Origin of the sequence: Kribbella solani (genome assembly GCF_014205295.1) — a bacterium.
Lineage (GTDB): Bacteria > Actinomycetota > Actinomycetes > Propionibacteriales > Kribbellaceae > Kribbella > Kribbella solani.
This window is the reverse complement of record NZ_JACHNF010000001.1, coordinates 1186954-1209407: the sequence shown is the minus strand read 5'-3', so window position 1 is coordinate 1209407 and position 22454 is coordinate 1186954. Positions and strand designations below refer to the sequence as shown.

The window sequence follows — 22454 nt, the reverse complement described above, 5'->3', positions numbered from 1 at the left end:
GCCCACCAACTGAACATCCCCTTCATCATCAACGAAACCGCCCAACTCATGAACTGAAAGCAAACCACGCGGTCAGTGGCGGTCATGAGGTGTCCGCTACTGGTTCTACCGTCGGGGTATGGAGTTTCGGGTAGAGGTAGCGCAGGCGGAGTTGGATGGGCTGGGGCGGCGGCTGGAGGGGGTTCGGTGGCCGGATCAACTGCCTGGTGTCGAGTGGGGGTACGGCGTGGAGCTCGGGCGGCTGCGTGAGTTGACGGAGTACTGGCGTACGTCCTACGACTGGCGCCGTTTCGAAGCGCGACTCAATCAGTACCCGCAGTACGTGACCGAGATCGACGGCCAGCGGGTGCACTACGTCCAGACAGGATCAGGTACGCCGCTGTTGTTGCTGCACGGTTGGCCGGGTGCGGCGTCCGACTACCTGGATGTGATCGACACGCTGTCCCAGGATTTCACGTTGGTCATCCCAACAATGCCCGGTTTCGGTTTCAGCGGTGCGACCAGCGAAACCGGCTGGGGTACGGAGCGCATCGCCCGCGCGTGGATCGCCTTGATGGAGCAACTCGGGTACGAGCGGTACGGCGTGCACGGTTACGACTGGGGCGCCCGGATCGGGCCTGCGATTGCCCGTGCCGTACCCGACCGCATCATCGGCCTGCACCTCGACGGCTACCTGGCCTTCCCCCAAGGCGAGGAACTCACCGAAACCGAACAGCAACGACTGGGCGGACTGGACCGCTGGCAGAAAGAACGTTCCGGGTACGCCGCGATCCAAAGCACCCGCCCGCAGACACTCGCGTACGCCCTGACCGATTCACCGGTCGGCCAACTGGCCTGGAACCTCGAGTGGTACGACGATTACGGCCACCGCATAGGTGCCATCAGCAACGACGCCATCCTCGACAGTGTCACGCAGACCTGGCTGACCGGCACCGCCGGCTCCTCCGGCCGAATTTACCGGGAAGCGCTGGCATCGTGGGGCGCACCAACACCACACTGCCCCGTACCGACCGGCCTCGCCGTCTTCCCCACCGACAGCACCGTCCGCAGGCTCGTCGACCGTGAGTTCAACGTCGTGCATTACACCGAGTTCGACCGCGGTGGGCACTTCGCGGCGCTGGAGGTCCCCGCGCTGGTCGCCGAGGACCTCCTGAACTTCTTCCGCAAGCTGTAACTACCGAACGCCGAGCAGATGCTCCATCGCCAACTGATCGAGCCGCTCGAACCCAAGCCCCCGATCCGCCAGCGCCTCGCGGTCGTACGACGCGTTCCGAAGGTCGTCGAGCGACTCACCAGCGCCCAGCGTCGGTTCGTCGAGCTCGGCGACCTTCGCCGCGGCCAGCGCCTCCGCGACCTCGGGGTCGGCGCGGAACGCCTGCACCTTCGACCGCAGGATCAGGTAGTTCCGCATGCAGGCGCGTGCCGTCTCCCAAACGCCGTCCTCGTCCTCGGTCCGCGGCGGCTTGTAGTCGAAGTGCACGTACCCGTCGTATCCCGGCCGGCCCGCCGACCCCTGCAGTACGTCGACCGTCCAGAACGCCTCGCGCAGGTTCCCGGCGCCGAACCGCAGGTCCTGGTCGAACCGCGGACCGTGCTGCCCGTTGAGGTCGATGTGGTACAGCTTCCCGTGCCACAGCGCCTGCGCGATCCCGTGCGCGTAGTTCAGCCCGGCCATCTGCTCGTGCCCGACCTCCGGGTTGATCCCGACCAGCTCCGGGTCGGCCAGGTCGTTGATGAACGCGATCGCGTGCCCGATCGACGGCAGCAGGATGTCGCCGCGCGGCTCGTTCGGCTTCGGTTCGATCGCGAAGCGGAGGTTGTAGCCCTGTTCCCGCACATAGGCGCAGAGCAGGTCCATCGACTCCTTGTACCGATCCAGCGCCGCCCGCACGTCCTTCGACCCGCCGGACTCGGCTCCTTCCCGGCCACCCCACAGCACGTACGTCGTGGCTCCCAGCTCCGCCGCCAGATCGATGTTGCGAAGCACCTTCGCCAACGCGTACCGGCGGACCTGCCGATCGTTCGCGGTCAGGCCACCGTCCTTGAAGACCGGGTGGCTGAACAGGTTGGTGGTCATCATCTCGACGCCCATACCGGTTTCGGCCAGTGCCTTGGTGAACCGCTCCAGTACCTGGCCGCGGGTGCTGTCGTCCGGCACCACGTCGTCGTCGTGGAAGGTGACCGCGGCGGCGCCGAGTTCGGCGAGCTTCCCGACCGCGTGGACCGGGTCCATCGCCGGGCGGACGGCCGTACCGAAGACGTCGACGCCCTGCCAGCCGACGGTCCACAGGCCGAAGGAGAACTTGTCGTCCTTGTTCGGGGTGTAGTCGTTCATTGCGGGATCTCCTGCCATTGACGGGATGCCGAGCTGGCCTCGACCGCGGCGAGGACGCGCTGCACCCGCAGCCCGTCGGCGAACGACGGCGCCGGGTCGGTACCGTCGGCGATCGCGGTGACCAGGTCGACGACCTGATGGGTGAACCCGTGCTCGTAGCCGAGCAGATGGCCGGGCGGCCACCACGCGGCGACGTACGGGTGGTCGGCCTCGGTGGCGAGAATCCGGCGGAAGCCCGCCGTCCGCGCGTCGTCGGCCGCGTCGTAGTAGTGCAGCAGGTTCATGTCTTCGAAGTCGAAGGCGAGACTGCCGAGACTGCCGTTGATCTCGATCCGGATGGCGTTCTTCCGCCCGGTCGCGAACCGGGTCGCCTCGAACACCCCAAGCGCCCCCGACCGGAACGTCGCCAGGAACACCGCCGCGTCGTCCACTGTGACAGGACCACGCTCGGTACCGGCCGTACCCGCCAGCCCCGAATGCTCCGCCGCCACCGGACGCTCCTTCACGAACGTCTCCAGCCGCGCGCTCACCTCGCCGATCGTGTCGCCGGTGATGTACTGCGTCAGGTCGATGATGTGCGCCCCGATGTCACCGAGCGCGCCCGAACCGGCCTTCGTCTTGTCCAGGCGCCATGACAGCGGCGCCTCCGGATCGGCAATCCAGTCCTGCAGGTACTGGGCGCGGACGTGCCGGATGGTACCGAGCTTGCCCTCGGCAACGAGCTGCCGGGCCAGCCCGATCGCCGGCACCCGGCGGTAGGTGAACCCGACCATCGACCTGATCCCCCGCGCGGCGGCTGCCTCGGCCGCGGCGGTCATCGCCTCGGCCTCCGCGACGGTGTTGGCCAGCGGCTTCTCGCACAGCACATGCTTACCCGCTTCCAGGGCAGCGATCGCGATCTCCGCGTGGCTGTCTCCCGGCGTGCAGACGTCGATCAGCTGTACGTCGTCGCGGCCGAGCAGCTTGCGCCAGTCGGTCTCGGTTTCCTTCCAGCCGAGCTTGCTCGCTGCCGCCTGCACCGCTTCGGCGTTGCGGCCACAGAGAACGTTCAGCCGCGGGTCCAGTGGCAGGTCGAAGAAGCGCGGGGCGCTCCGCCAGGCCTGCGAGTGGGCCGCGCCCATGAACGCGTAGCCGATCAGACCGATGCCTAGCTGTGTCATGCGTCTCCTAGGATCATTGCGCGACTCCGGTGGGGTCGAGGAAGACCTGGTCGAGTGAGATCTGCGCGCCACCACGCACGGCGGCGGTGAAGCCAAGCGCCGACTGGACAACGCGGCAGCCGCCACCGTCCGGCGCGATCACGCGCTCGCGGATCGCCTGCTCCAGCGGCGCTTTCAGCCACGGACCAAGGACGGCGAAGTACCCGCCGAGGACGAGCACGTCCGGGTTCAGAATGTTCGCCAGCACCGCGCCGCCGATCCCCAGCCAGTCGCCGACGTCCCGCAGCGCGGCCAAGGTGCGTACGTCGCCGGCTTCGGCGCGCCGTTTGATCTCGGCCAGCCGCTGCTCCACGTCCAGCGACGGATCCCGGACCGGATCGTCGGCATCCGTTGCCTGATGCAACAGTGCGGTCAGGCCGACGACGGTTTCCCAGCACCCGGTCCGCCCGCAACCACAGGTCCGTCCGGCCGGGGCGACCGGCATGTGACCGACCTCCCCGCTGTACCCCTGACTGCCCCGGAGCAAGTGCCCTCCGGTCACGACCCCACCGCCGACTCCGATCGCACCGGTCAGCAGTACGAGATCGTGGACGTCCGCCTGCAGCTCGGCGTACGCCGCCAGCGCCGCGAGGTTCGCCTCGTTGTCGACGTGCACCGAGTAGGGCGGCTCACCCAACCGGCGACGCAGCTCGGCCGCGACCGGGAACTCACTCCAGCCCAGGTTGGGCGCGAGCTTCAACGCGCCCGTCTCGCCCTGGACCAGCGCGGGCACGGCGAGCGTCACCCCGGCGACCTGCCCGTTCACGGCAGCGACCGCCTGCTTGATCAGGTCCGTCAGCCGGTCGAGCGTGGCCCCTGGATCGAGGTGCGCCACATCCACCGGCACGCGCTGCTCGAAGACCGTCTCGCCGGACAGGTTCAGCGCGATCACCGCGAGGTACTCGACGTTGATCTCGGCACCGACACCACAGACGCCGGAACCGTCCAGCTCGACCAGCTGACCAGGCCGGCCAAGCGTACGGGTCGAGTCGGCCGATCCTTCCCGGAGCAGGCCGCGCTCGACCAGTTCGGCGACGAGGCTGCTGACGGTCGCCTTGTTCAGTCCGGTGTCGTCCGCGATCCGCGCGCGGGACCGCGGTCCGAGGTCGCGGACATGGCGCAGTACGACCGAGAGGTTGTTCCGCCGGAGCGAGACGTGGTCAGCGGCAACGGCCCGGCTGCCCGGCCGGCGGCCATCGCTCAGCGTCATCTCGCAACCCTCCGCGCGACTTTGTCTGTTGGTCCAACAAACTAAGTCGCGGGGCAGGCAGCGTCAAGGGTCAGAACAGCTCCATGCTGTCGGCCGCGGCGGTGATGACCGGGTTGTCGAAGTACAGCCGGCAAGCCACCGCATGACCGGAACAGGTCAGCAAGGTCGGCCCCGCGGCGTCGACCACCCGGTACGCGACCGGGTGCTCGCAGCGTTCGACCGCGCCCTCGTTCTCGCGGCCGCAGCCGAGTACGTGACAGGTGACGGTTTCGCCGACGTTCATCAGCGTCAGGCCGTGCTCCGGGCAGACACCCCAGCCGACGCCACACGCGTGGCCCTCGTTCGCGGCCATCCGGACGAGCTTCCCGGCGGTCGCCTCCAGCCTGGCCGCCGTCTCCCGGAACGTGGTCGCGGCCTGGTCCAGCTCACGCCGGAACCGCCGCAGTTCCACCGACTCGGGCAGGCTCCGCGTCGCCGCCTGCAGATCCTCCGCCAGCGTCATCGCCGCAACGGCGACCTCGTCCACCCGCACCGGAGTGCTGAACTGGCGCAAGTTCGCCCGACTTTGCACCCGCGGGCGATCACTGACCTCATCACCCTGCGCGGTCAAACCGTTCATACTGCCCCGTCCCCTGTAGTACTTCCGGTGGACGATCGTGCCATGCGCCCGGTACCCACGACCAGGGGAAATACGTGGGCATCACCCACGGTCGCCGGATGGCAACAAGCTGTCGTTCCGGTCGAAAGGGTTGAGGTCCGGGACGTACCCGGCTGAACTGAAGCTGACGACTGCCCTTCCGCCCCGGAGGACCCGCCCATGTATCGCTCCGTCACGCTCTGTATCAGTGCGGCCTTGTCGCTCGGCACGCTCGCCGTACCCGCCCAAGCAGCAAACGCCGACCGAACCATCACCTATCACGGCTACCAGGTGACCGTCCCCCGGTCCTGGCAGGTCGTTGACCTCACCAAGGACCCGGCCGCCTGCGTCCGCTTCGACCGCCCCGCCGTGTACCTCGGCCGGCCAGCCGCGCAGCAGAACTGCCCGGCGCATCTGGTCGGCCGCACCGAGGGCCTCATCATCGAACCACTCGCCGGTTCCACCCCCCGATCAGCGGCAACCACACGCGCCGCGACCGCGCGCTCCGTCGACAACGAAATCCAGGTCGGCGTCGAGGATGCCGGTGTCCTCGTCACCGCCGTACACGGTGCATCCGAGGAACCCGCCGTACGCTCCGTGCTCGCGACCGCCCGCCTGGTGGCAGGCGCCGCGCCGGCCAAGCTGATCCGGCCCCGCGCCGCGCCGGCCGCCCCGGCGGCGTCGATCGTTGCCCCCGGCACCATGATCAACCAGCAGGCGTTCGACCAGTGCACGGCGCCTTCGCTCGGCGCGATGAACGCCTGGAAAGCCTCGCCGTTCAAGGCCGTCGGGATCTACATCAGCGGCGCCTCACGTTCGTGTACGCAGGCCAATCTGACCGCGTCGTGGGTGGCGTCGAACGCGGCGAACGGCTGGTCGTTCATGCCGATCGACGTCGGCTACCAGGCACCCTGCGGTACGCGGAACCCGAAGATGTCCGCCGACCTCGGCACCGCCCGGACCCAGGGCGCGGACTCCGCGTCGGCGTCGGTACAGGCCGCGCAGAACCTCGGCATCGGCGCCGGATCGGCGATCTACTCGGACATCGAGGCGTACCCGACCGGCAACAACGCGTGTCGCGACGCGATCATGTCGTACATCAGCGGCTGGACCGAACGGCTGCGGTCACTCGGGTACCTCAGCGGCGTCTACAGCAGCGCCGGCTCCGGCGGACGTGACCTGGCGAACTCGGCCGGTGACGGCCGGTGGCTGATGCCTGACCACCTGTGGTTCGCGTGGTGGAACAACGTCGCGAACACCGACGGCGGCCAGTACATCCCCGCGAACCTGTGGACGAACCACCAACGGCTGCACCAGTACAAGGGCGACCACAACGAAACCTGGGGCGGCGTCACGATCAACATCGACAGCAACTTCCTCGACGTCGCCGGCGCCGCTCCCCCACCGATGACCGACGGCGTGTACCGAATCAAGTCCGAGGCCGGCGGCTTCGACCTGGACGTCCGCGACTGCCAGTCCGCCAACGGCGCCGACGTCCGGATGTGGGACCGGATCCTGACCAGTCCCTGCCAGAAATGGCACCTCGTCAACGTCACCGGCACCACGTTCAAGATCCTCGACGGGAACACCGGTAAGGCGCTGGACGTGATCGGCTGTTCGACCGCCGATGCCACCCAGGTCCAGCTGTACGACGACTGGGGCGGTGACTGTCAGACCTGGTCGATCGAGCCGGTCGTGGGTGGCGCCTACAAGATCATCGGCACCGGCTCCGGCAAGTCCCTGGACGTCGCCGGCTGCAACCCGAACCGGGACGCGGACGTCATCATCTGGCCGTACCACGGCGGCTCCTGCCAGCGGTGGCACCTGACGCCCGCGTAACTTGCAGCTTTTGACATCGGGGGTGGGGCGCGAAGCGGACCAGACCTCTGTCATACTCCCGGCGAACAGTCAGTTCGCGACCCAAATTGGGGGGGTCCTGTGTCCTTCCGTCCTGCCCACCTGCTGCGCCTCGCCGTACCAGCCGCGCTGGTAGCCGGCGCACTGGTGACTTTGAGCGGTTCGTCCGGTACGGCGGCCCAGCCGCACCCGTACCGGCCGTCGTTCCCGAGCCACCAGTCCGCGAAGGCGGAGTACGTACCGAACTCGGTGATGGTCAAGTTCAAGGCCAAGAGCACCACCTCCGCCCGGAAGGCAACGGTCGGACGGCTGCGCGCCACCACCGAGGACTCGGTCTCGTCACCCGTCGTGGAGCTCAAGGGCGACGTGCCGGCGCCGGAGCTGCTGAAGAAGGTGCAGGCCGACCCGTCGGTCGAGCAGGCCTCGCTCAACTACCTCCGCCGGGCATCCGCGACCCCGAACGACCTCTACTACGCCAGCGACCAGCGGGCCTCGTTCAACACGATCCGGCTCCCGCAGGCCTGGGACCTGTCCAAGTCGACCGGCAACCAGATCGTCGCCGTGCTCGACACCGGCGTCGACGGCGGCCACCCGGACCTGGCCGGGCACCTCGTACCCGGCTACAACGCCGTCTCCAGCACCCGGCCGAACCCGGTCGACGACAACGGCCACGGCACCATGACGCTCGGCATCATCGCCGCCGCCGCGAACAACGGCGCCGGCGTGGCCGGGGTCGGCTGGAACGTCAAGGCGATGCCGGTCAAGGTGCTCGACGCCAACGGCGTCGGCAAGGACTCCGACATTGCCAAGGGCATCAACTGGGCGGTCGCGAACGGCGCCAAGGTGATCAACATGTCGCTCGGCGGCGCCGGGTACAACTCGGTGCTCGAGACCGCCGTCGCGAACGCGATCGCGCGTGGTGTCGTCGTGGTCGCCGCGGCCGGCAACGAAGGCACCGACGTGGTCCAGTACCCGGCGGCGTTCTACGGCGTGATCGCGGTCGGCGCGACCAACCCCGGCGGCGTCAAGACCGACTTCAGCTCGTACGGAAACTGGGTCGACCTCGCGGCACCCGGCTGGGACATCCTCAGCACCGGATCGCGGGCGCTCACCCCGGCCGGGTACGAGCCGTACTGGTACTGCACCGGCACGTCCTGCTCCGCGCCGATCGTCGCGGGCGTCGCGGCGCTGGTGAAGAACAAGTGGCCGACGTTCACCCCGATCCAGGTGGAATCACGGCTCAAGGCCCTCGCGCGCGACGCCGGCCCGCGCGGCACCGACCCGTACTACGGCGCCGGCATCCTGGACGCGTACGCGGCGCTCGGCGGCAAGACCACCACCGACTTCCCGATGAACGGGCCGGACAACAACGACCAGCCCGAGCGGGCCATCTCGGTCAGCCCGGAGTCCAGCCCGCTGACGACCACGATGGGCGTCGAGGGCGACGTCGACTGGTTCGAGGTCACCTCACAGGCCGCGCGCAACCTGAAGATCTCGGTCACCGGCGCCGACTACCAGCCGGTGTACGCGGTCAACATGGGACCGCGGGTCAGCGTGTACGACGGCGACCTGGTCTCGCTCGGCAGCAAGGTGCAGGCCTACCCGGACATCGACCCCGTGACCAAGAAGCCGAAGTGGGGTCCGCAGACCGCGACCGTCAACGTCAGTGCCAAGGCCGGGTCGACGTTCATTGCCGTCAGCAACGACAACGGCTCGCGGGACACCCGCCCGTACTCGCTGAACATCACCGAAGAGGGCAACGGCGGTGTCGACAACGACCAGACGTACGACCTGATGGACGTGCAGCCGCAAGCGTTCTCGACCGTGTCGGACCTGGCCACCAAGCCGACCGTACGGTTCGCGCGGGACGTCACCGCCAGCACCGTCACGGCCGGCACGGTCCGGCTGGTCAACGGGCGGAGCGGTGCTGCTGTCGGCGTTGCCGTTGCCTATGACGCGACCACGCGGACCGCGACGATCTCGCCGACCGCGCCGCTGGCGGAGAACACGCCGTACCGCATCCAGATCGCCGACGGCATCACCCAGACCGCCGACGGCAGCCGGGTCGCGCAGAGCAGCAGCACCTTCGCCACCGCGGACCTCGCGCCGGCCAAGCTGACCTCGTTCGACGCGAGCGGCGCGTACCTGGCGGCCAACCTGACCTGGAAGATCCCGTCGATCAGCGACCTCGACCAGGTCATCGTCCGGCGGAACGCCAACAGCAAAGCGCCGACGTTGACCACGGGCACGCTCGTGTACGCCGGAACCGCATCGGCCTACAAGAACACCGGCCTGGCGCAGGGCGTCACGTACACGTACGCCGCCTGGGTCAAGGACCGCGGCGGCAAGGTCAGCGCGATCTCGACCAGCCAGCTGCTCGGCATGAAGACCACGCTCAGCCCGACGGCGACAGTGCTCAACTACGGCGGGACCGTCACGTTGCGCGGAAGCACGGTGCGGATCGACAACAAGGCGTACGCCGGACTGCCGACCAACCTGTACGTGCGGCCGAAGAACTCGTCGACGTTCAAACTGCTCGCCGCGCTGAAGACATCCTCGACCGGCGCGGTCAGCTACGCGTACAAGCCGACCGTGTCGTCCGTGTTCATGATGACGTTCCCCGGCAACACCGACCTGATGGGTACCCGGACCCCCGACATCACCGTCCAGGTCGCGCCGACGATCTCCGCCACGCTCGCACCGACGGCGATCAAACTCGGCAGGACCACCGCCATCAGCGGGTACGTCGCGCCGGCCCACGCCGGACAGACCGTGTACCTGCAGCAGTACGGCAGCAAGGTGTGGAAGTCGATCGCGTCCGTGAAACTCAGCACGTCCGGCAAGTACGCCTTCGGCATCAAGCCGGCCATCCGCGGACCGATCGCCTACCGCGTCTGGTTCCCCGGCGACGCCGACCACGCGCAGGCGTTCACAGCTAACAAGATCGTCACCGTCAGCTGATGCGATCCCACTTCCCCAGGGAGAAGAACCGATGAAACCGAACCGGCGCCACGTCCTGATGGCGGCCACCGCGGCCGCCGTGGCGACCGTCGCCACCGGCGAAGCCTCAACGGCACAAACCGCCGCGGCCACCGACCCGTACGGCTCGGGTGCGCTCGGGGACTGGACAGTCCTCAGCCACTCGGTCGCCACGGAAGCGACCATCACGTACGTCCGGGACAACGACGGCGTTTACATGTTCGGTGACAGCATCTCCGTACAGGACGGCAAGGCCCTCGCCTCGCAACTCATCGCCCGCACCGGCAAGACCATCGCAGTACACAACTGGTCCGGCCGCCCCACCGGCCCAGCCGTCGACGCCCTACAGAACTGGGCAGTCCGGTACGGCATGCCGCGCCGAATCTTGATGGCAACCGGCACGAACGACATCTTCAACCCACCCGTCTTCGCCGCCCAGGTCGACCGAACAATGCGAATCGTCGGCAGCCGGCGCGAGGTCGTCTGGGTAAACGTCCAATGCGCCCGAACCGCCAAGTCAGCCGCCGTCCAACTAGCTGACCAGCGAAACAGCGCCTGGATCAACTCCCAGCTACTGGACGCCGAAAAGAAGTACCCAAACCTCACCGTCGTCCGCTGGGCCGAGTCACTCGCCGCCGCCCCCTCCCACCTAACCACCTACCTACGCGAAGGCGTCCACACCTCCGTCCCCGCCGGCCAAACCGCCCGCAACGACCTAATCCTAAAAACCCTCATGAAGGTCTAACCCCTCCAACACCCCAACCCCCGCGCCACCGCGCCACCGCCACCGCCGCCACCGCCACGTCCGCCACCAGCGCCACCGCCGCCACCAGCGGGTAGTCGTTCGCGGCCAGCACCAGCTCCCCCGCCGTCACCACCACCAGCGGACACTCCGTCGCAGCCAGCACCGACTCCTCCGCCACCACCACCGCCAGCGGAACGTCCGCCGCAGCCAGCGCCCAGCCCTCCGCTACCTCCGACTCCACCAACCCCTCTGCTGCCGCCGCCTCCACACGAGCTCGGACGTGACGGAAACGCATGACCCCGAACCGGCCGCTCCCGAGCAATCCGTAGCTGCCTCCGCCGCCTCTTGCTATGTCGCGGACAGTGCTTTCGGTTCGATCGCGACGATGCGATCACCCTCGCCGTACACCTGCTACGCCTCATCCACGCGGAACTCGCCTCGCACCGGACACAACACAGCGCCATCACGTATCAACCGCCGGCGTCATCATCACCTTGCCCGCGACCCACCACCAGCAAATCGGTGAGGCCGCCGTCGCCCGCCGCATCAACCCGGGCAACCCAACGGCGACGATGGACCAGATGCCTGCCGCCGCGGCCACCGAGAGGGTCGGTGTCGCGGTGAACCACCTCGGTCGCGCGCACCGTACCCAACACGTCCGTGAGCTGCCTCCGACGTCGGCGGCCCGCCTCCGGTCGCGGCATGAGCCCACCACTCTCACGGGTCTTGGCGCCCGACGGGCTAACCGGCCGCCGATTCATCTGGCCGAACCCGGTGCGTACCGGTCGGCCCAACCCGAAACGTGAAGTTGTGCGGCGTCGTCCATTCAAGGATCGTGCGATCGACCCGTCGCACCTTCCACCCACGCGCATGCGTCTTCACCCTGTGCCCGAACCGACTGAGCGGCGCAAGGTTGTCGGTGCTGGTCTGCCCTGGTGGACCGAGCGGATCGTACGGCTGGATGTGATCGAGGTCCATGGTCTGACTCGTCTCGCGAGTGCCGTACGGGAAGAGCTCAACCGGGTACGCGAGCCTGATCCGCTCCCGGATGCCGGCCGGGATCTCATACGCGTCAACGCTCACTGCATCGTTCAGGTCGATCACCGGCTTGACCACGTACGGCCCGTGACCGATCAGCTCGCCCAACTGCGACGCGATCAACGGTCCAACGGACTCAGCCCGAAGCACACCGTTGCCGGTGGCAAGCGTGTGATCAGTGAGGTGTACGTACACCTCGGTCCGCCCGGGACGCACCTGTCCACCGCCACGACCACCGGGTTTTGCGTACGCGTCGAGCTTGATCCGCGCAAGCCTCGCATCCAGCAGCCGCCGACTGTCGTCGTCCAACGGCCGGCCATCCGTCGCCTCGTCCAGTTCCAATGGATCAAACGGTTCGACCTTCAGGCGGTAAGGAACATCCAGTGGATCAGGCAGGTCCAGCTCACTGGGATGCGGCGCATCACGATCCGCCTCATCATCGAGGCTCGGCTCACGACCACACCACGCCCAGTCATCCAGCAAATCACTCTCACGCTCAGCTGCCCGTGGTGAGACATACCGTGGCGAGGCAGCCGGTGGGAGGACACCCGATGGAAGGGTGCCCGGTTGTGCTGCATCTGGTGGTGCTGTGTGCGGTCTGATGGCATGCGGTGGTGCGGCGGTGGGTTGTGTGGTGCTGGGGTTGTCGGCGGGGTGCTTCGCGGGCGCTGTGTGGTGGGTGCTGGTGGGGTGAAGGTGTGGTTGTACTTGGCGGTCGTGTTGGCTGCGTTGGGTGGGGTGTTCGGCGTGGTCGTGGGTTTGGTCAGCGGGGCGGTGGGTTTGGTCGGCGGTCTGGCTGGAGGCGTCGGTCGTGGCGTTGGCATTGGCGGTGGTGTCGTTGGTGGAGTTGGTGGTGGAGTCGGTGGTGACGTCGTTGGTTTGGGCGGTGGCGGTGGTGTCGGCGGGTGCGTCGGCGGTCGTGTCGGTGGTGATCTCGGTGGTCGCCTCGTTGGTGTCGTCGTTAGTTGGGTTGTTGGTGGTCTCGTTGGTGGTCTCGTTGGTTTGAGTGGTGGCGCTGGTGGGCGCGTTGGCGGCGGTGGTGCGGTTGTTGGTGGTGCCAGTGGTTTGGTTGGTGGGGCTGGTGGCCTCGGTTGTCTTGTTGGTTTGGTTGTTGGTGGTGTGGTTGTGGGCTTGGGTGAGGAGTTCTTGGGTGTAGGTGGGGTCGGCGAGGATGCCGATGGCTTCGGCGCGGCGGTGTTGGGTGGGGCGGGTGTCGCCGAAGGTTTTGAGGGCGTTGGCGATGGCGTTGAGGGTGGCGTTGTGGCGGATGACGGCGCCGGCGGCGGCTTTGATGTAGATGGTTTTGGTGCCGTGGTGGTTGCTGGGTCCGATGAACACGCCGCGTTCGCGGGCTTTCTCGTCAGCTTCGGCGCGGGCGAGATCGGGGTCGGCGTGGTGTTTCGCGGCGTGGATGATTTTGTCGAGGCGGTAGGGGGTGATGGTGTCGATGAGGGGCGCGACGCGGCGGTCGACGTGGTGGGCGGCGGTTTCGGTGAGTTTGAGGCAGGTGGTGGCGAGTTGGCGGGCTTTCCAGGCGGTGGCGTCGCCGGAGAGTACGCGGGCCCAGGTGTGGGGGAAGCGGTGGCGTAGGGCGAGTGCTTCGCCGATGAGGCGGGCGGCGGTCATGGGTGAGATGGCGAGGATGGCCGCGAATTCGGCGATGGCGAATTCGGTGATTTCGGGGCAGCCGTCGCCGCCGAGGGTCACGGTACGTTCGCGGCCGTTGCCTGGGCGGTTACCTGGGCCGTTGGATGAGTGGCGGCCCGGGTGGTGGCCGGGTTGGCTGGGGCGGGGTTGGTGGTGGTTGGGGTGGTAGCGGTCGGCGTAGGTTTGGGCGTGTTCGAGGAGCCGGGTGTCGGCGTGGTTGGCCAGGGCGCGGTGTTCGGCGGCTGATTCCAGCAGGTCGGCTGTTGAGAGCTCGGTGAGATCGTTCTCGAACATGTGCTCGATTCTACGCTTCTTTCAGGGTTGCTGCAAAGTGATGCGTGGGTGGAATCCCTTATCCACAAGGGGAAAGTCGGGTGTCGTCGCTGGGGTGGAAGCGGGTATACCGCTGGCGCCATGGGTGGGCCGCGAGTGTCGATGGGGTATCGCCGGCGGGTTGTCGCCGTGTACGCGGGCGGGCATGCACTGCGCCTGATGACGCGGACCGCGACGACGACAGCCATCGTCATGCGTTGCGTCCGCTCCCGGACTCGAGTCTTCGCGGTTCGCCGTTGACTTCGCCCAAGCACGGTCACCGATGCCTGCGCGGTGCCAGGCGCACGCGTGAATTGCGGTCGCCGCCAAGTACGCGGCCCGTACGTACGCGCGATCGAGGTCCTCGTTGGTGCGCGACGTACGTGCCAATTGCCGCCGCCGCAGCGGTGAGCCGCGAGGTGGGCCAGGCGGGCGAGAAGTGCGTACATCGGCGCAGGAGTATGGCTGCTCGACAATCCTCGCTGAGGGGTTGCCCTCGAGGGTCGCGACCGCTGCGGGATGCGACGGGTAGCCCGGGCGTGGGCCTGGGTGAGCACGGAGTGCAGGTGCTTGGTGCCGAGCTGGGTGGTGCATCGTCCTGGGCTTGGGCTCGGCCTTCGAGGCAGGGTTGGTACCGGCTGGGGCGGGCGAGGTTGGACGGGGTTCGGCCGGCGGCGCGCTTGCGGCGTCGGGCACCTTCGCGACGTGCTTGTGGACTCCCGGGCCGACGATGGCGGCAGCACAGGCGATCGTGGGCGAGCGCGCCGATCGGCGGTGCGCGACGTAGCAGCGCGCGTCGATGGCGCGCGGTACGGGCATGTCGCGAGGTTGTCCGGGCACGAGCGCGGGTCGGCGGGGCGTCGGTGCATCGGGGCATCGGTGGGGATGTTGGCGGTTCACTGCATCGCAGATGTGGGTGTGCGGGGTCGGTACGTCGGGGTGCGTTGGCGACACCTGGTGCGTTGACGGTGCGCGATGCATTGGGCGTGCGTGGCGGCACGGTGCTTTGGCGGTGCGGTGCGGTGCGGCGCATTGGCGGTGCGCGGTGGTTGGCGGTGGTTGGCGGTGGTTGGCGGTGCGCGGTGCGGTGGTTGGCGGCGCGGGTGCATTGGGCGGTGCGCGGCGCGTTGCCGGCGTGCGGTGCATTTGGGGGTGCATTGGCAGTGCATTGGCGGGTGTTCCGTGCATTGGACGGCGTGCGGTGCATTGGCGGGTGTGCGGTGCGTTGGGCAGGGATGCCTTGGGCGGGGGACGCGTTGGGCGGGGACGCGTTGGGCGGGGATGTGTGGGTTGGCGGTGGGGCGGGATGGTGGGTGCGCGGGGTGGGGCGGTGCTGTGCGGGTGGGGTGGGGCGGGGTTGGTTTGATTAGGGGAACAGGTGTTCGAGTTTCGGGTATGGTGGGTGGATGGGCGGTGAGATTCAGGGGTCGTTGCTGGACTCGTTTGGGGAGCCGGCGGTGGGGGCGTTGGGTGGGGTGCGGCGGACTGTGCTGGGGCGGGGGGCTTGGGTTGATGTGCTGCCGGGGTGGCTTCAGGGGGCCGATGAGGTTTTTGAGCGGTTGGCGCGGGAGGTTCCTTGGTACGCGGAGCGGCGGCAGATGTATGACCGGGTGGTTGATGTGCCGCGGTTGCTGTGTTTTTACGAAGAGGATGATGCGTTGCCGCTGGGGATTCTGAGTGAGGCTCGGGATCGGCTCAGTGAGTATTACGCCGGGGAGTTGGGGGAACCGTTCCGGACGGTTGGGCTGTGTTACTACCGGGACGGGCGGGACAGTGTTGCTTGGCATGGGGATCGGATTGGGCGAGGGAACGACGAGGACACGATGGTTGCGATCTTGTCGGTCGGTGAGCCTCGGGTACTGGCGCTACGGCCGCGGGCCGGTGTTGAGGGTGGGGCAGGTCGGGCTGGTGGGGCTAGCAGGGCTGGTGGGGCGGCTCGGGTTGGTGAGGCTGTCGGGTTTGGTAATGCAGGTGATGTGAACGGCGCTGGTGGGGCAGCTGATGTGCATGGGGCTTTTGGGCTAGGTGGTGTTGGTGGGGCTTGTGCTGCTTATGTGGCAGGTGGGGCGGATGGTGCGAATGGGTTCGGTAGGTCTGGTGCAGTCGATGCTGTGCAGGTGGTTGATGGTGTGCACGCAGCGGGTGGGCTGAACGCGGCGGGTGGCTTGCACGGAGTGGGTGGTGCGTACGGGGCTGGTGGTGTGTATGGGGCGGATGCTGTTCATGGGGCAGGTAGCGCGCACGGGGCGGGTGGTGCGCACAGCGTGAGTGGTGCAGGTGGGGCTGGTGTGGTTGGTGGGGCGAACACGGTGCGTGGTGCGGATGTGGTGGGTGGGGTGGATGGGGTGGATGGGGTGGATGGGGTGGATGGGGTGGACACCGTTGGTGGGGTGGATGTGAGTGGTGGCGTGCGTGGGAGTGGTGGGATGCGTGGGAGTGGTGGGGTGCGTGAGAGTGGTGGGGTGCGTGGGAGTGGTGGGGTGCGTGGGAGTGGTGGGGTGGATGGGGTGTACGCGGGGCGTGGGGTGGGTGGGGGGACGGTTCGGTATGGGCTGGGGCATGGGGATTTGATTGTTATGGGTGGGTCTTGTCAGCGGACTTGGGAGCATGCGGTTCCGAAGGCGGCGGGGCGGGTGGGGCCTCGGATCAGCATTCAGTTCCGGCCTCGGGGAGTTCGGTGAGGGCGGGGATGGGGTTGGGCCTGGGAGTTGGGTGAGCTGGTGGGGTCAGGCGGCTAGGGGTTCAGAGGCAGCCGGCTGGTAGATGGCTGTTTGGGTGGCTACGTAGAAGCCGAGTAGGCGGATGTCGGCGGCTTGGCAGATTGCGATGGCGGCTTTGGCCCATTGGTCGTCCAGGTCGGGCCAGCGGGGTGGGCCGGAGCGGCCGAGGGCGAGGATGAGGCCGGTGCCGGGGGCGGTTCGGACTGCGGGGATTATTGCGGAGAGGGCGGTCGAGCAGACGTCGGCGGGCGGGGTGGCGTGAGTGTGTCTGCCGTGCTCGCATCGGGAACCGCAAGTGGTCGTTGGCCGCTGGAAGGGAACCGAGCTCGGCGTCTTGCGGGTGTGGTCGGGAGTCGTGCCGGCTACGCCGATCGCAGGGCCGGTCGAACGCTCGGCCGGATTCCTCGTCGTCGAGCGCTCGGCTGAATTCCCCAATAGGCGTTTGGCTAGGCGCTCTGTTGGTTGCGCGGGTGGCTGATCGAGTGGGCGGTCTGAGGGGTGCTCGGGTGGGGAATTGGTTGGCTGCGCGGAGGGGTGGTCCGTTGGGTGCAGGGGTGGGGACTTGGGTGGGGGTGGGTGTTCGGTTAGGTAGGTCGGGGGGAGGGCGATGGTGAGGGTTGCTTGGTAGTGGTTGGTCGGGGTGCAGAGGATGACGGCGAGGGTGCCGTGGTGGCGGTCGCCGGGTGAGAGCATCAGGTCGATGACGTTGGTGGTGAGTTCGGGGTCGGTCAGGGGGTGGTCGGTCCAGGTGGGCGAGAGGGATTCGAAGGTCATACCTACAAGGTGCCGTGGTTCGAGGCGTGGTTGCGGGTTGTCCACAGGGGAAAGTGGCCCAACACCATGCATAGGGAATGGACCTGATGTCTGGGCCGCTGGGAATTTAGGGTCGGGGTATGACGATGATTCCTCCCGCTGGTGCGCCGCGGGATCTCGCGATGGCGCAGCTGGCGAACTCGGTCGGGGACGGGGCGTTCGTTGTCACGTCGGCGTTGTTCTTCACTCGGGTGGTCGGGTTGTCGACGGCCGAGGTTGGGCTTGGGCTGACGGTTGCCTGGCTGGTTGGGTTCCTGGTCGGCGTACCACTGGGCAATCTCGCTGATCGGCGCGGGGCGCGCGGTACGGCGATCGTGCTCGCGTTGACGACCGCGGCGGCGGTGGCGTCGTTCCTGGTGGTTCGGGGGTTCGTGCTGTTTCTGGTCGCCGCGATCGTCTATGCGTGCAGTCAGACCGGGCTCACCGCGGCGCGGCAGGCTCTGCTCGCGGGGCTGGTGCAGCCGGCCGAGCGGACCCGCATTCGGGCGTTCCTGCAGTCCACGGTCAACGCTGGGTTGGCATTCGGTGCGTTGCTCGGCGGTATCGCGCTGCGCTTCGACACCGAGTCCGCGTACCTGATCGTGTTCGCGATCGACGCGGTCAGTTTTCTGCTCGCCGCCGCCCTGATCCGCCGCGTACCGCCGGTCGTCATCCATCGCCAGGCAAGCGGCGAGCCGCGTTTCGCGGTGCTGCACGACCGCCCGTACGCGGTGCTGGCGTTGCTCAACGCGGTGATGCTGCTCTTCATGCCGCTGATCAGCCTCGTCGGCCCGCTCTGGATCGTCACCAGGACGAACGCGCCCAGCTGGGTCGTCGCATCGCTGATGATCGTGAACACGCTCGGCGTCACGTTCTTCCAGGTCCGGATCGCGAAGAGCGTCACGGATCTTCGCAGCGCGGCCCATTCCGTCCGGTACGCCGGAATCGCGATGCTGGCGGCATGCGCGGTGTTCGCGACCACGGCCGCGAACCTGAGCTCCGCCACCGCGGCCGTCGTACTGGTCGTCGCTGCCGCGCTACTCACGCTCGGCGAGATGAAACTGGCGTCCGGAGCATGGGAAATCAGCTTCGGTCTCGCGCCCGCGGACAAGCAGGGGCAGTACCAGGGATTCTTCGGCACCGGACCCGCGATCGCCCGGATGCTCGGCCCGGCGATGCTCACCACGGTGATCCTCGGCTGGGGCCCGATCGGCTGGCTGGTGGTCGGTGTGCTGTTCCTGGGGACCAGTTGCGCGACTGGTCCCTCCGTACGATGGGCGGTGCGGACGAGGGCCGTCAACGAGGACGTCACGCCGTCGCTGGTAGAGGAGAACGCCGCCTGATGGAGATTCCTGGACTGGTCGAGATCACCACCCACGACGAGCTTCGCGAGGTCGTCCCGCCGCCGCTGGGCGCCGCCGTGCAGAAGGAGCGTAAGGAGCTCCACGACCTCGACATCGACTGGCTGGCCGGGTCGCCGTTCTGCCTGATCGCCACCTCCGACGCCGACGGCAACTGCGACGTCTCCCCCAAGGGCGACCCGGCCGGCTTCACCAAGGTTCTGGACCGGACCACGATCGCGATCCCGGAGCGGGCCGGCAACCGCCGCGTGGACGGGTTCGTCAACGTGCTCGGCAACCCGCACGTCGGGCTGATCTTCTTCATCCCCGGCCGCACCGACACGCTACGGATCAACGGCCGCGCGCGGATCGTCAAGGAAGCGCCGTTCTTCGACGACATGGTGGTCAAGGGCAACCGTCCGCAGCTGGCGTCGCTGGTCGAGATCGAGCAGATCTTCCACCACTGCTCCAAATCCTTCCTGCGCTCGAAGCTGTGGAAGCCCGAGACCTGGAACCCGGAGTCCGTACCCAGCCGGGCGGCGATCTCGAAGGCGCTGGAGCGGCCGGAATCCGACCTGGCGACACTCGAGACGTACTACGGCGCGCAGTACGAAGAGTCGATCTACAAGGTCAAGTACTGAGCTACCGCCGCGGGCGCAGCGCGACGTACTCCGTGGCGACGATGACACTTGTCCCCACGGACCTCTACGGTTGCGTATTGTGAGCAGCTCCGACCCGATCGAGATCGTCGTCCTCGGCGATCGGACGCGTCGTGTTCTGCGCTCGGTGATCCTGTCGCTCATTTCGGTGATCGGCACGCTCGGTTCGGCGCAGGGTCAGCCGGAGCGGCGGCATCCCGACGTACTGATGGTCGTGCTGCTGCTGATCGGCACGATCGCGTTGTACTGGCTGCGTACGCACCCGGTCGCCGTCCTGTGGACAACTGCCACGACAACCCTGATCTACATGCTCCGCGAGTACCCGTGGGGCCCGGTGGTGATCGCGTTCGTGATCGCGGTTTTCACCGTGATCCGGCTCGGTCACCGCCTGGCCGGCTGGGCCGGTCTGATCGCCTTGTACGTGGGGCATGTCGGCGGCCGGATCATCCTCGGTATCAACGCGGACGGCGTGTACCAGGTGCTCCTCGTCGGCGCGTGCTTCTGCGTACTCGGGTTCCTCGCCGAACTGTTCCGCGCCCATCGTGACCGGGTGATGGCGGCCACCAAGACCCGCCGCGAGGAGGAACTGCGCCGCGCCGGCGAGGAACGGCTGCGGATCGCGCAGGAACTCCACGACGTCGTAGCGCATCACATCTCGCTCATCAACGTCCAAGCGTCAACCGCACTGCACCTGTCGGATCGACAACCCGAGCAGGCCATCCCCGCGCTGGCCGCGATCAAGGACGCCAGCAAGGAAGCACTGGTCGAGCTGCGCTCGATCGTCGGCGTACTGCGGCAGTCCGGCGAGTCCGCGCCCAGACAGCCGGTGGCCGGGCTGGACCATCTGGACCACCTGGTCACTCGTACGGGACGCGCCGGTCTGGAGGTGCACAAGATCATCCACGGCAACCCGCGACCACTCCCCACCGGCCTGGACCGGGCCGCGTTCCGCATCATCCAGGAGTCGCTGACCAACGTCGTACGGCATGCGAAGGCGACGTCCGCGACGGTCCGGGTTCAGTACGGTGAACAGGCGCTCGTACTTCAGATCGACGACAACGGCGACTCGGTCACCGCGCAACCGATCGAAGGCAACGGCATCTCCGGCATGCGCGAACGCGCCACCGCCCTCGGCGGCACCCTCACCGCCAACCGCACCCCAGCGGGTGGTTTCCGGATCACCGCGACGCTGCCGCTGTAGATTTCCTGTGAATGCCCGCCGGCGATATGCCCCGGCAGCGGCGGATTCACAGGGTTCTCCCAGAACCTCGCACCAGGCACCCAGATCGGCACGTCAGGCTCCGAGCCATGACAACGATCGAAGTGCGCGGACTGACCAAGCAGTACGGCTCCGACCTGGTCGTGGACGATCTGTCGTTCTCCGTCGAGCCGGGTCAGGTGACCGGCTTCCTCGGGCCGAACGGCGCCGGCAAGTCCACGACGATGAAGATGATCCTCGGCCTGGCCGCACCGACTCGTGGCTCGGTGACGGTCGGCGGGCGCTCCTACCGGGACTTGCCGGTCCCCCTGACCGAGGTCGGCGCGCTGCTCGACGCCGGCGCGGTGCACGGCGCGCGGACCGCGTACAACCATCTGCTGGCGCTTGCCGTGAGCAACGGTCTTCCCCGGCGCCGGGTCGGCGAGGTGCTCGGCCGGACCGGTCTGGACGCTGTGGCGGGCAGACCGGCCGGGAGGTTCTCGCTCGGGATGCGGCAGCGGCTCGGGATCGCGGCGACGCTGCTCGGCGATCCGCGCATCCTGATCTTCGACGAGCCGGTCAACGGCCTCGATCCCGAAGGCATCCGCTGGATTCGTGACTTCATGCGGGAGCTGGCGGCGGAGGGTCGCGCGGTACTGGTGTCGAGCCACCTGATGAGCGAGATGGCGCGGACCGCCGACCACCTGGTCGTGATCGGCCGGGGCCGATTGATGGCCGATACCGGCATTGCCGAGCTGATGCACGCGACCGGCAACGGCACGGTCCTGGTACGAACGGCTGATCCCGGCTCGTTCGCGTACCACCTGACCGCCGCAGGTGGCACCGTCCGCGACGGGCTGGAGGGATCGCTCGTCGTTTCCGGCCTGTCCGGGGTGGAGATCGGCAAGCTGGCGGCGTACCACGGTGTACCGCTGAGCGAGCTGACTCCGCAGCGCGCATCGCTGGAGGACGCGTTCATGGAGCTGACCAAGGACAGCGTCGATTACCAAGGGGTGGCGGCATGACCACCTTGCACGCCGAATGGATCAAGCTCCGCAGCCTGCGCTCCACCTGGTACACATTGGCCTGTCTGTTCGGGTTCGGACTAGGGATCACCGCCCTGTCGACCAGCGGGGCGCACGCGCAGTACTGGGAAGGTACGGCGGCCGACCGCGCTTCCTGGGATCCGACCGGTAACAGCCTGAAGACCTACATCGTCGCTCAGCTCGTGGTCGGCGTTCTTGGCATCCTTGTGGTGACCTCGGAGTTCGCGACCGGCCTGATCCAGACCACCCTCGCCGCGACGCCGCGCCGCAACCGGCTGCTCGCCGCGAAAGCGGTCACCGCGACCGCCATCGCGGCGGTGGCTGGGCAGGTCCTGATGTTCGCGTCGTTCCTGCTCGGTCAGGCGGTTCTCGCCGGCCATGGCGTTCCGTCAGCACGCCTGGGCGACCACGGCGTACTTCCGGCGATCGTCGGCGGCGGGCTCTACCTGGCCGCGATCGCCTTGCTGGCGGTCGGTCTCGGCACCATTCTGCGGGCCACCGCCGGCGCACTCGCGACGCTGGTCGGGATCGTGTTCCTGATCCCGGCGCTGGCTGGCCTGTTCCCGTCCTGGCTGCAGGGGATTCTGGACTTCTGGCCGAGCCGTGGCGCGGCCGCGATCTTCGCGACCGTACCGGACCCGGACTTCCCGCACCCGTGGCTCAATCTCGGTGGCCTCTGGCTCGGCGTCGCCGTTGTCCTGACCGCGGCGTTCGTCGTCTTCCGGCGACGCGACGTCTGA

15 protein-coding genes and 1 pseudogene are annotated in these 22454 nt (G+C 67.9%); 10 read left to right on the top strand and 6 right to left on the bottom strand.

Going from position 1 to position 22454, the window contains the following annotated elements; all coding sequences use genetic code 11:
- The first annotated feature begins 118 nt into the window (after positions 1-118).
- Positions 119-1174, top strand: a complete 1056-nt coding sequence (locus HDA44_RS05280; protein WP_184831814.1) for an epoxide hydrolase family protein — start codon at positions 119-121, stop codon at positions 1172-1174.
- Here HDA44_RS05280 and xylA read toward each other — a convergent pair whose 3' ends face one another.
- The 4 genes from xylA to HDA44_RS05260 all read right to left on the bottom strand — a co-directional run bounded on the left by xylA (position 1175) and on the right by HDA44_RS05260 (position 5363).
- Positions 1175-2335 carry a xylose isomerase gene (gene xylA / locus HDA44_RS05275; protein WP_184831812.1) on the bottom strand — a complete coding sequence of 387 codons (1161 nt, stop codon included), beginning with the start codon at positions 2333-2335 and terminating at the stop codon, positions 1175-1177.
- Positions 2332-3495, bottom strand: coding sequence for a Gfo/Idh/MocA family protein (locus HDA44_RS05270; RefSeq protein ID WP_184831811.1), 1164 nt, complete (start codon positions 3493-3495; stop codon positions 2332-2334). The genes xylA and HDA44_RS05270 overlap by 4 nt, the downstream gene beginning before the upstream one ends.
- Positions 3496-3508: 13 nt before the next feature.
- The gene (locus tag HDA44_RS05265) at positions 3509-4744 is read right to left on the bottom strand and encodes an ROK family transcriptional regulator (RefSeq protein WP_184831810.1); all 1236 of its coding nucleotides are present in this window, start codon (positions 4742-4744) and stop codon (positions 3509-3511) included.
- Between the two features lie 70 nt (positions 4745-4814).
- A complete protein-coding gene (locus tag HDA44_RS05260) occupies positions 4815-5363 on the bottom strand; it encodes a hypothetical protein (protein WP_184831809.1) in 549 nt (182 codons plus the stop codon).
- Positions 5364-5561: 198 nt separating this feature from the next.
- On the opposite strand from HDA44_RS05260, the gene HDA44_RS05255 reads away from it, so the two are divergent.
- The 3 genes from HDA44_RS05255 (at position 5562) to HDA44_RS05245 (ending at position 10962) form a co-directional block, all read left to right on the top strand.
- Entirely contained in the window at positions 5562-7220 is a 1659-nt protein-coding gene (locus HDA44_RS05255) for a glycoside hydrolase domain-containing protein (protein ID WP_184831808.1), read from the top strand.
- A gap of 99 nt (positions 7221-7319) precedes the next feature.
- On the top strand, positions 7320-10199 hold the full coding sequence (locus HDA44_RS05250; RefSeq protein ID WP_337905645.1) for a S8 family serine peptidase: 2880 nt from the start codon (positions 7320-7322) through the stop codon (positions 10197-10199).
- Positions 10200-10230: 31 nt separating this feature from the next.
- Positions 10231-10962, top strand: a complete 732-nt coding sequence (locus HDA44_RS05245) for an SGNH/GDSL hydrolase family protein (RefSeq protein WP_238352368.1) — start codon at positions 10231-10233, stop codon at positions 10960-10962.
- Here the strand turns inward: HDA44_RS05245 and HDA44_RS05240 are convergent.
- Positions 10949-11206 carry a hypothetical protein gene (locus tag HDA44_RS05240; protein ID WP_238352367.1) on the bottom strand — a complete coding sequence of 86 codons (258 nt, stop codon included), beginning with the start codon at positions 11204-11206 and terminating at the stop codon, positions 10949-10951. The two genes, HDA44_RS05245 and HDA44_RS05240, sit on opposite strands and share 14 nt — an antisense overlap.
- Positions 11207-11703: 497 nt before the next feature.
- The gene (locus HDA44_RS37885) at positions 11704-13941 is read right to left on the bottom strand and encodes a 13E12 repeat family protein (protein ID WP_184831806.1); all 2238 of its coding nucleotides are present in this window, start codon (positions 13939-13941) and stop codon (positions 11704-11706) included.
- A gap of 2555 nt (positions 13942-16496) precedes the next feature.
- Here HDA44_RS37885 and HDA44_RS38410 point away from each other — a divergent pair.
- From HDA44_RS38410 to HDA44_RS05205, 6 genes and pseudogenes are all read left to right on the top strand, one after another.
- Positions 16497-16640 (top strand): annotated as a pseudogene (locus tag HDA44_RS38410) (alpha-ketoglutarate-dependent dioxygenase AlkB); the annotation flags it as partial.
- Positions 16641-17572: 932 nt separating this feature from the next.
- Positions 17573-18814: an MFS transporter gene (locus HDA44_RS05225; protein ID WP_184831803.1), complete on the top strand. Its 1242-nt coding sequence runs from the start codon at positions 17573-17575 to the stop codon at positions 18812-18814.
- On the top strand, positions 18814-19452 hold the full coding sequence (locus HDA44_RS05220) for a pyridoxamine 5'-phosphate oxidase family protein (protein ID WP_184831801.1): 639 nt from the start codon (positions 18814-18816) through the stop codon (positions 19450-19452). Before HDA44_RS05225 ends, HDA44_RS05220 begins: the two co-directional genes overlap by 1 nt.
- Before the next feature lie 79 nt (positions 19453-19531).
- A complete protein-coding gene (locus tag HDA44_RS05215; RefSeq protein ID WP_319037152.1) occupies positions 19532-20671 on the top strand; it encodes a sensor histidine kinase in 1140 nt (379 codons plus the stop codon).
- A 107-nt stretch (positions 20672-20778) separates the two neighbouring features.
- Positions 20779-21693, top strand: coding sequence for an ABC transporter ATP-binding protein (locus tag HDA44_RS05210; RefSeq protein WP_184831799.1), 915 nt, complete (start codon positions 20779-20781; stop codon positions 21691-21693).
- The gene (locus tag HDA44_RS05205) at positions 21690-22454 is read left to right on the top strand and encodes an ABC transporter permease (protein WP_184831797.1); all 765 of its coding nucleotides are present in this window, start codon (positions 21690-21692) and stop codon (positions 22452-22454) included. The genes HDA44_RS05210 and HDA44_RS05205 overlap by 4 nt, the downstream gene beginning before the upstream one ends.

What these genes read in the sequence shown, in the direction of transcription:
- HDA44_RS05280 (WP_184831814.1), top strand. Translation starts at nt 119, where the DNA reads ATGGAGTTTCGGGTAGAGGTAGCGCAGGCGGAGTTGGATGGGCTGGGG.
- xylA (WP_184831812.1), bottom strand. Translation starts at nt 2,335, where the DNA reads ATGAACGACTACACCCCGAACAAGGACGACAAGTTCTCCTTCGGCCTG.
- HDA44_RS05270 (WP_184831811.1), bottom strand. Translation starts at nt 3,495, where the DNA reads ATGACACAGCTAGGCATCGGTCTGATCGGCTACGCGTTCATGGGCGCG.
- HDA44_RS05265 (WP_184831810.1), bottom strand. Translation starts at nt 4,744, where the DNA reads ATGACGCTGAGCGATGGCCGCCGGCCGGGCAGCCGGGCCGTTGCCGCT.
- HDA44_RS05260 (WP_184831809.1), bottom strand. Translation starts at nt 5,363, where the DNA reads ATGAACGGTTTGACCGCGCAGGGTGATGAGGTCAGTGATCGCCCGCGG.
- HDA44_RS05255 (WP_184831808.1), top strand. Translation starts at nt 5,562, where the DNA reads ATGTATCGCTCCGTCACGCTCTGTATCAGTGCGGCCTTGTCGCTCGGC.
- HDA44_RS05245 (WP_238352368.1), top strand. Translation starts at nt 10,231, where the DNA reads ATGAAACCGAACCGGCGCCACGTCCTGATGGCGGCCACCGCGGCCGCC.
- HDA44_RS37885 (WP_184831806.1), bottom strand. Translation starts at nt 13,941, where the DNA reads ATGTTCGAGAACGATCTCACCGAGCTCTCAACAGCCGACCTGCTGGAA.
- HDA44_RS05225 (WP_184831803.1), top strand. Translation starts at nt 17,573, where the DNA reads ATGACGATGATTCCTCCCGCTGGTGCGCCGCGGGATCTCGCGATGGCG.
- HDA44_RS05220 (WP_184831801.1), top strand. Translation starts at nt 18,814, where the DNA reads ATGGAGATTCCTGGACTGGTCGAGATCACCACCCACGACGAGCTTCGC.
- HDA44_RS05210 (WP_184831799.1), top strand. Translation starts at nt 20,779, where the DNA reads ATGACAACGATCGAAGTGCGCGGACTGACCAAGCAGTACGGCTCCGAC.
- HDA44_RS05205 (WP_184831797.1), top strand. Translation starts at nt 21,690, where the DNA reads ATGACCACCTTGCACGCCGAATGGATCAAGCTCCGCAGCCTGCGCTCC.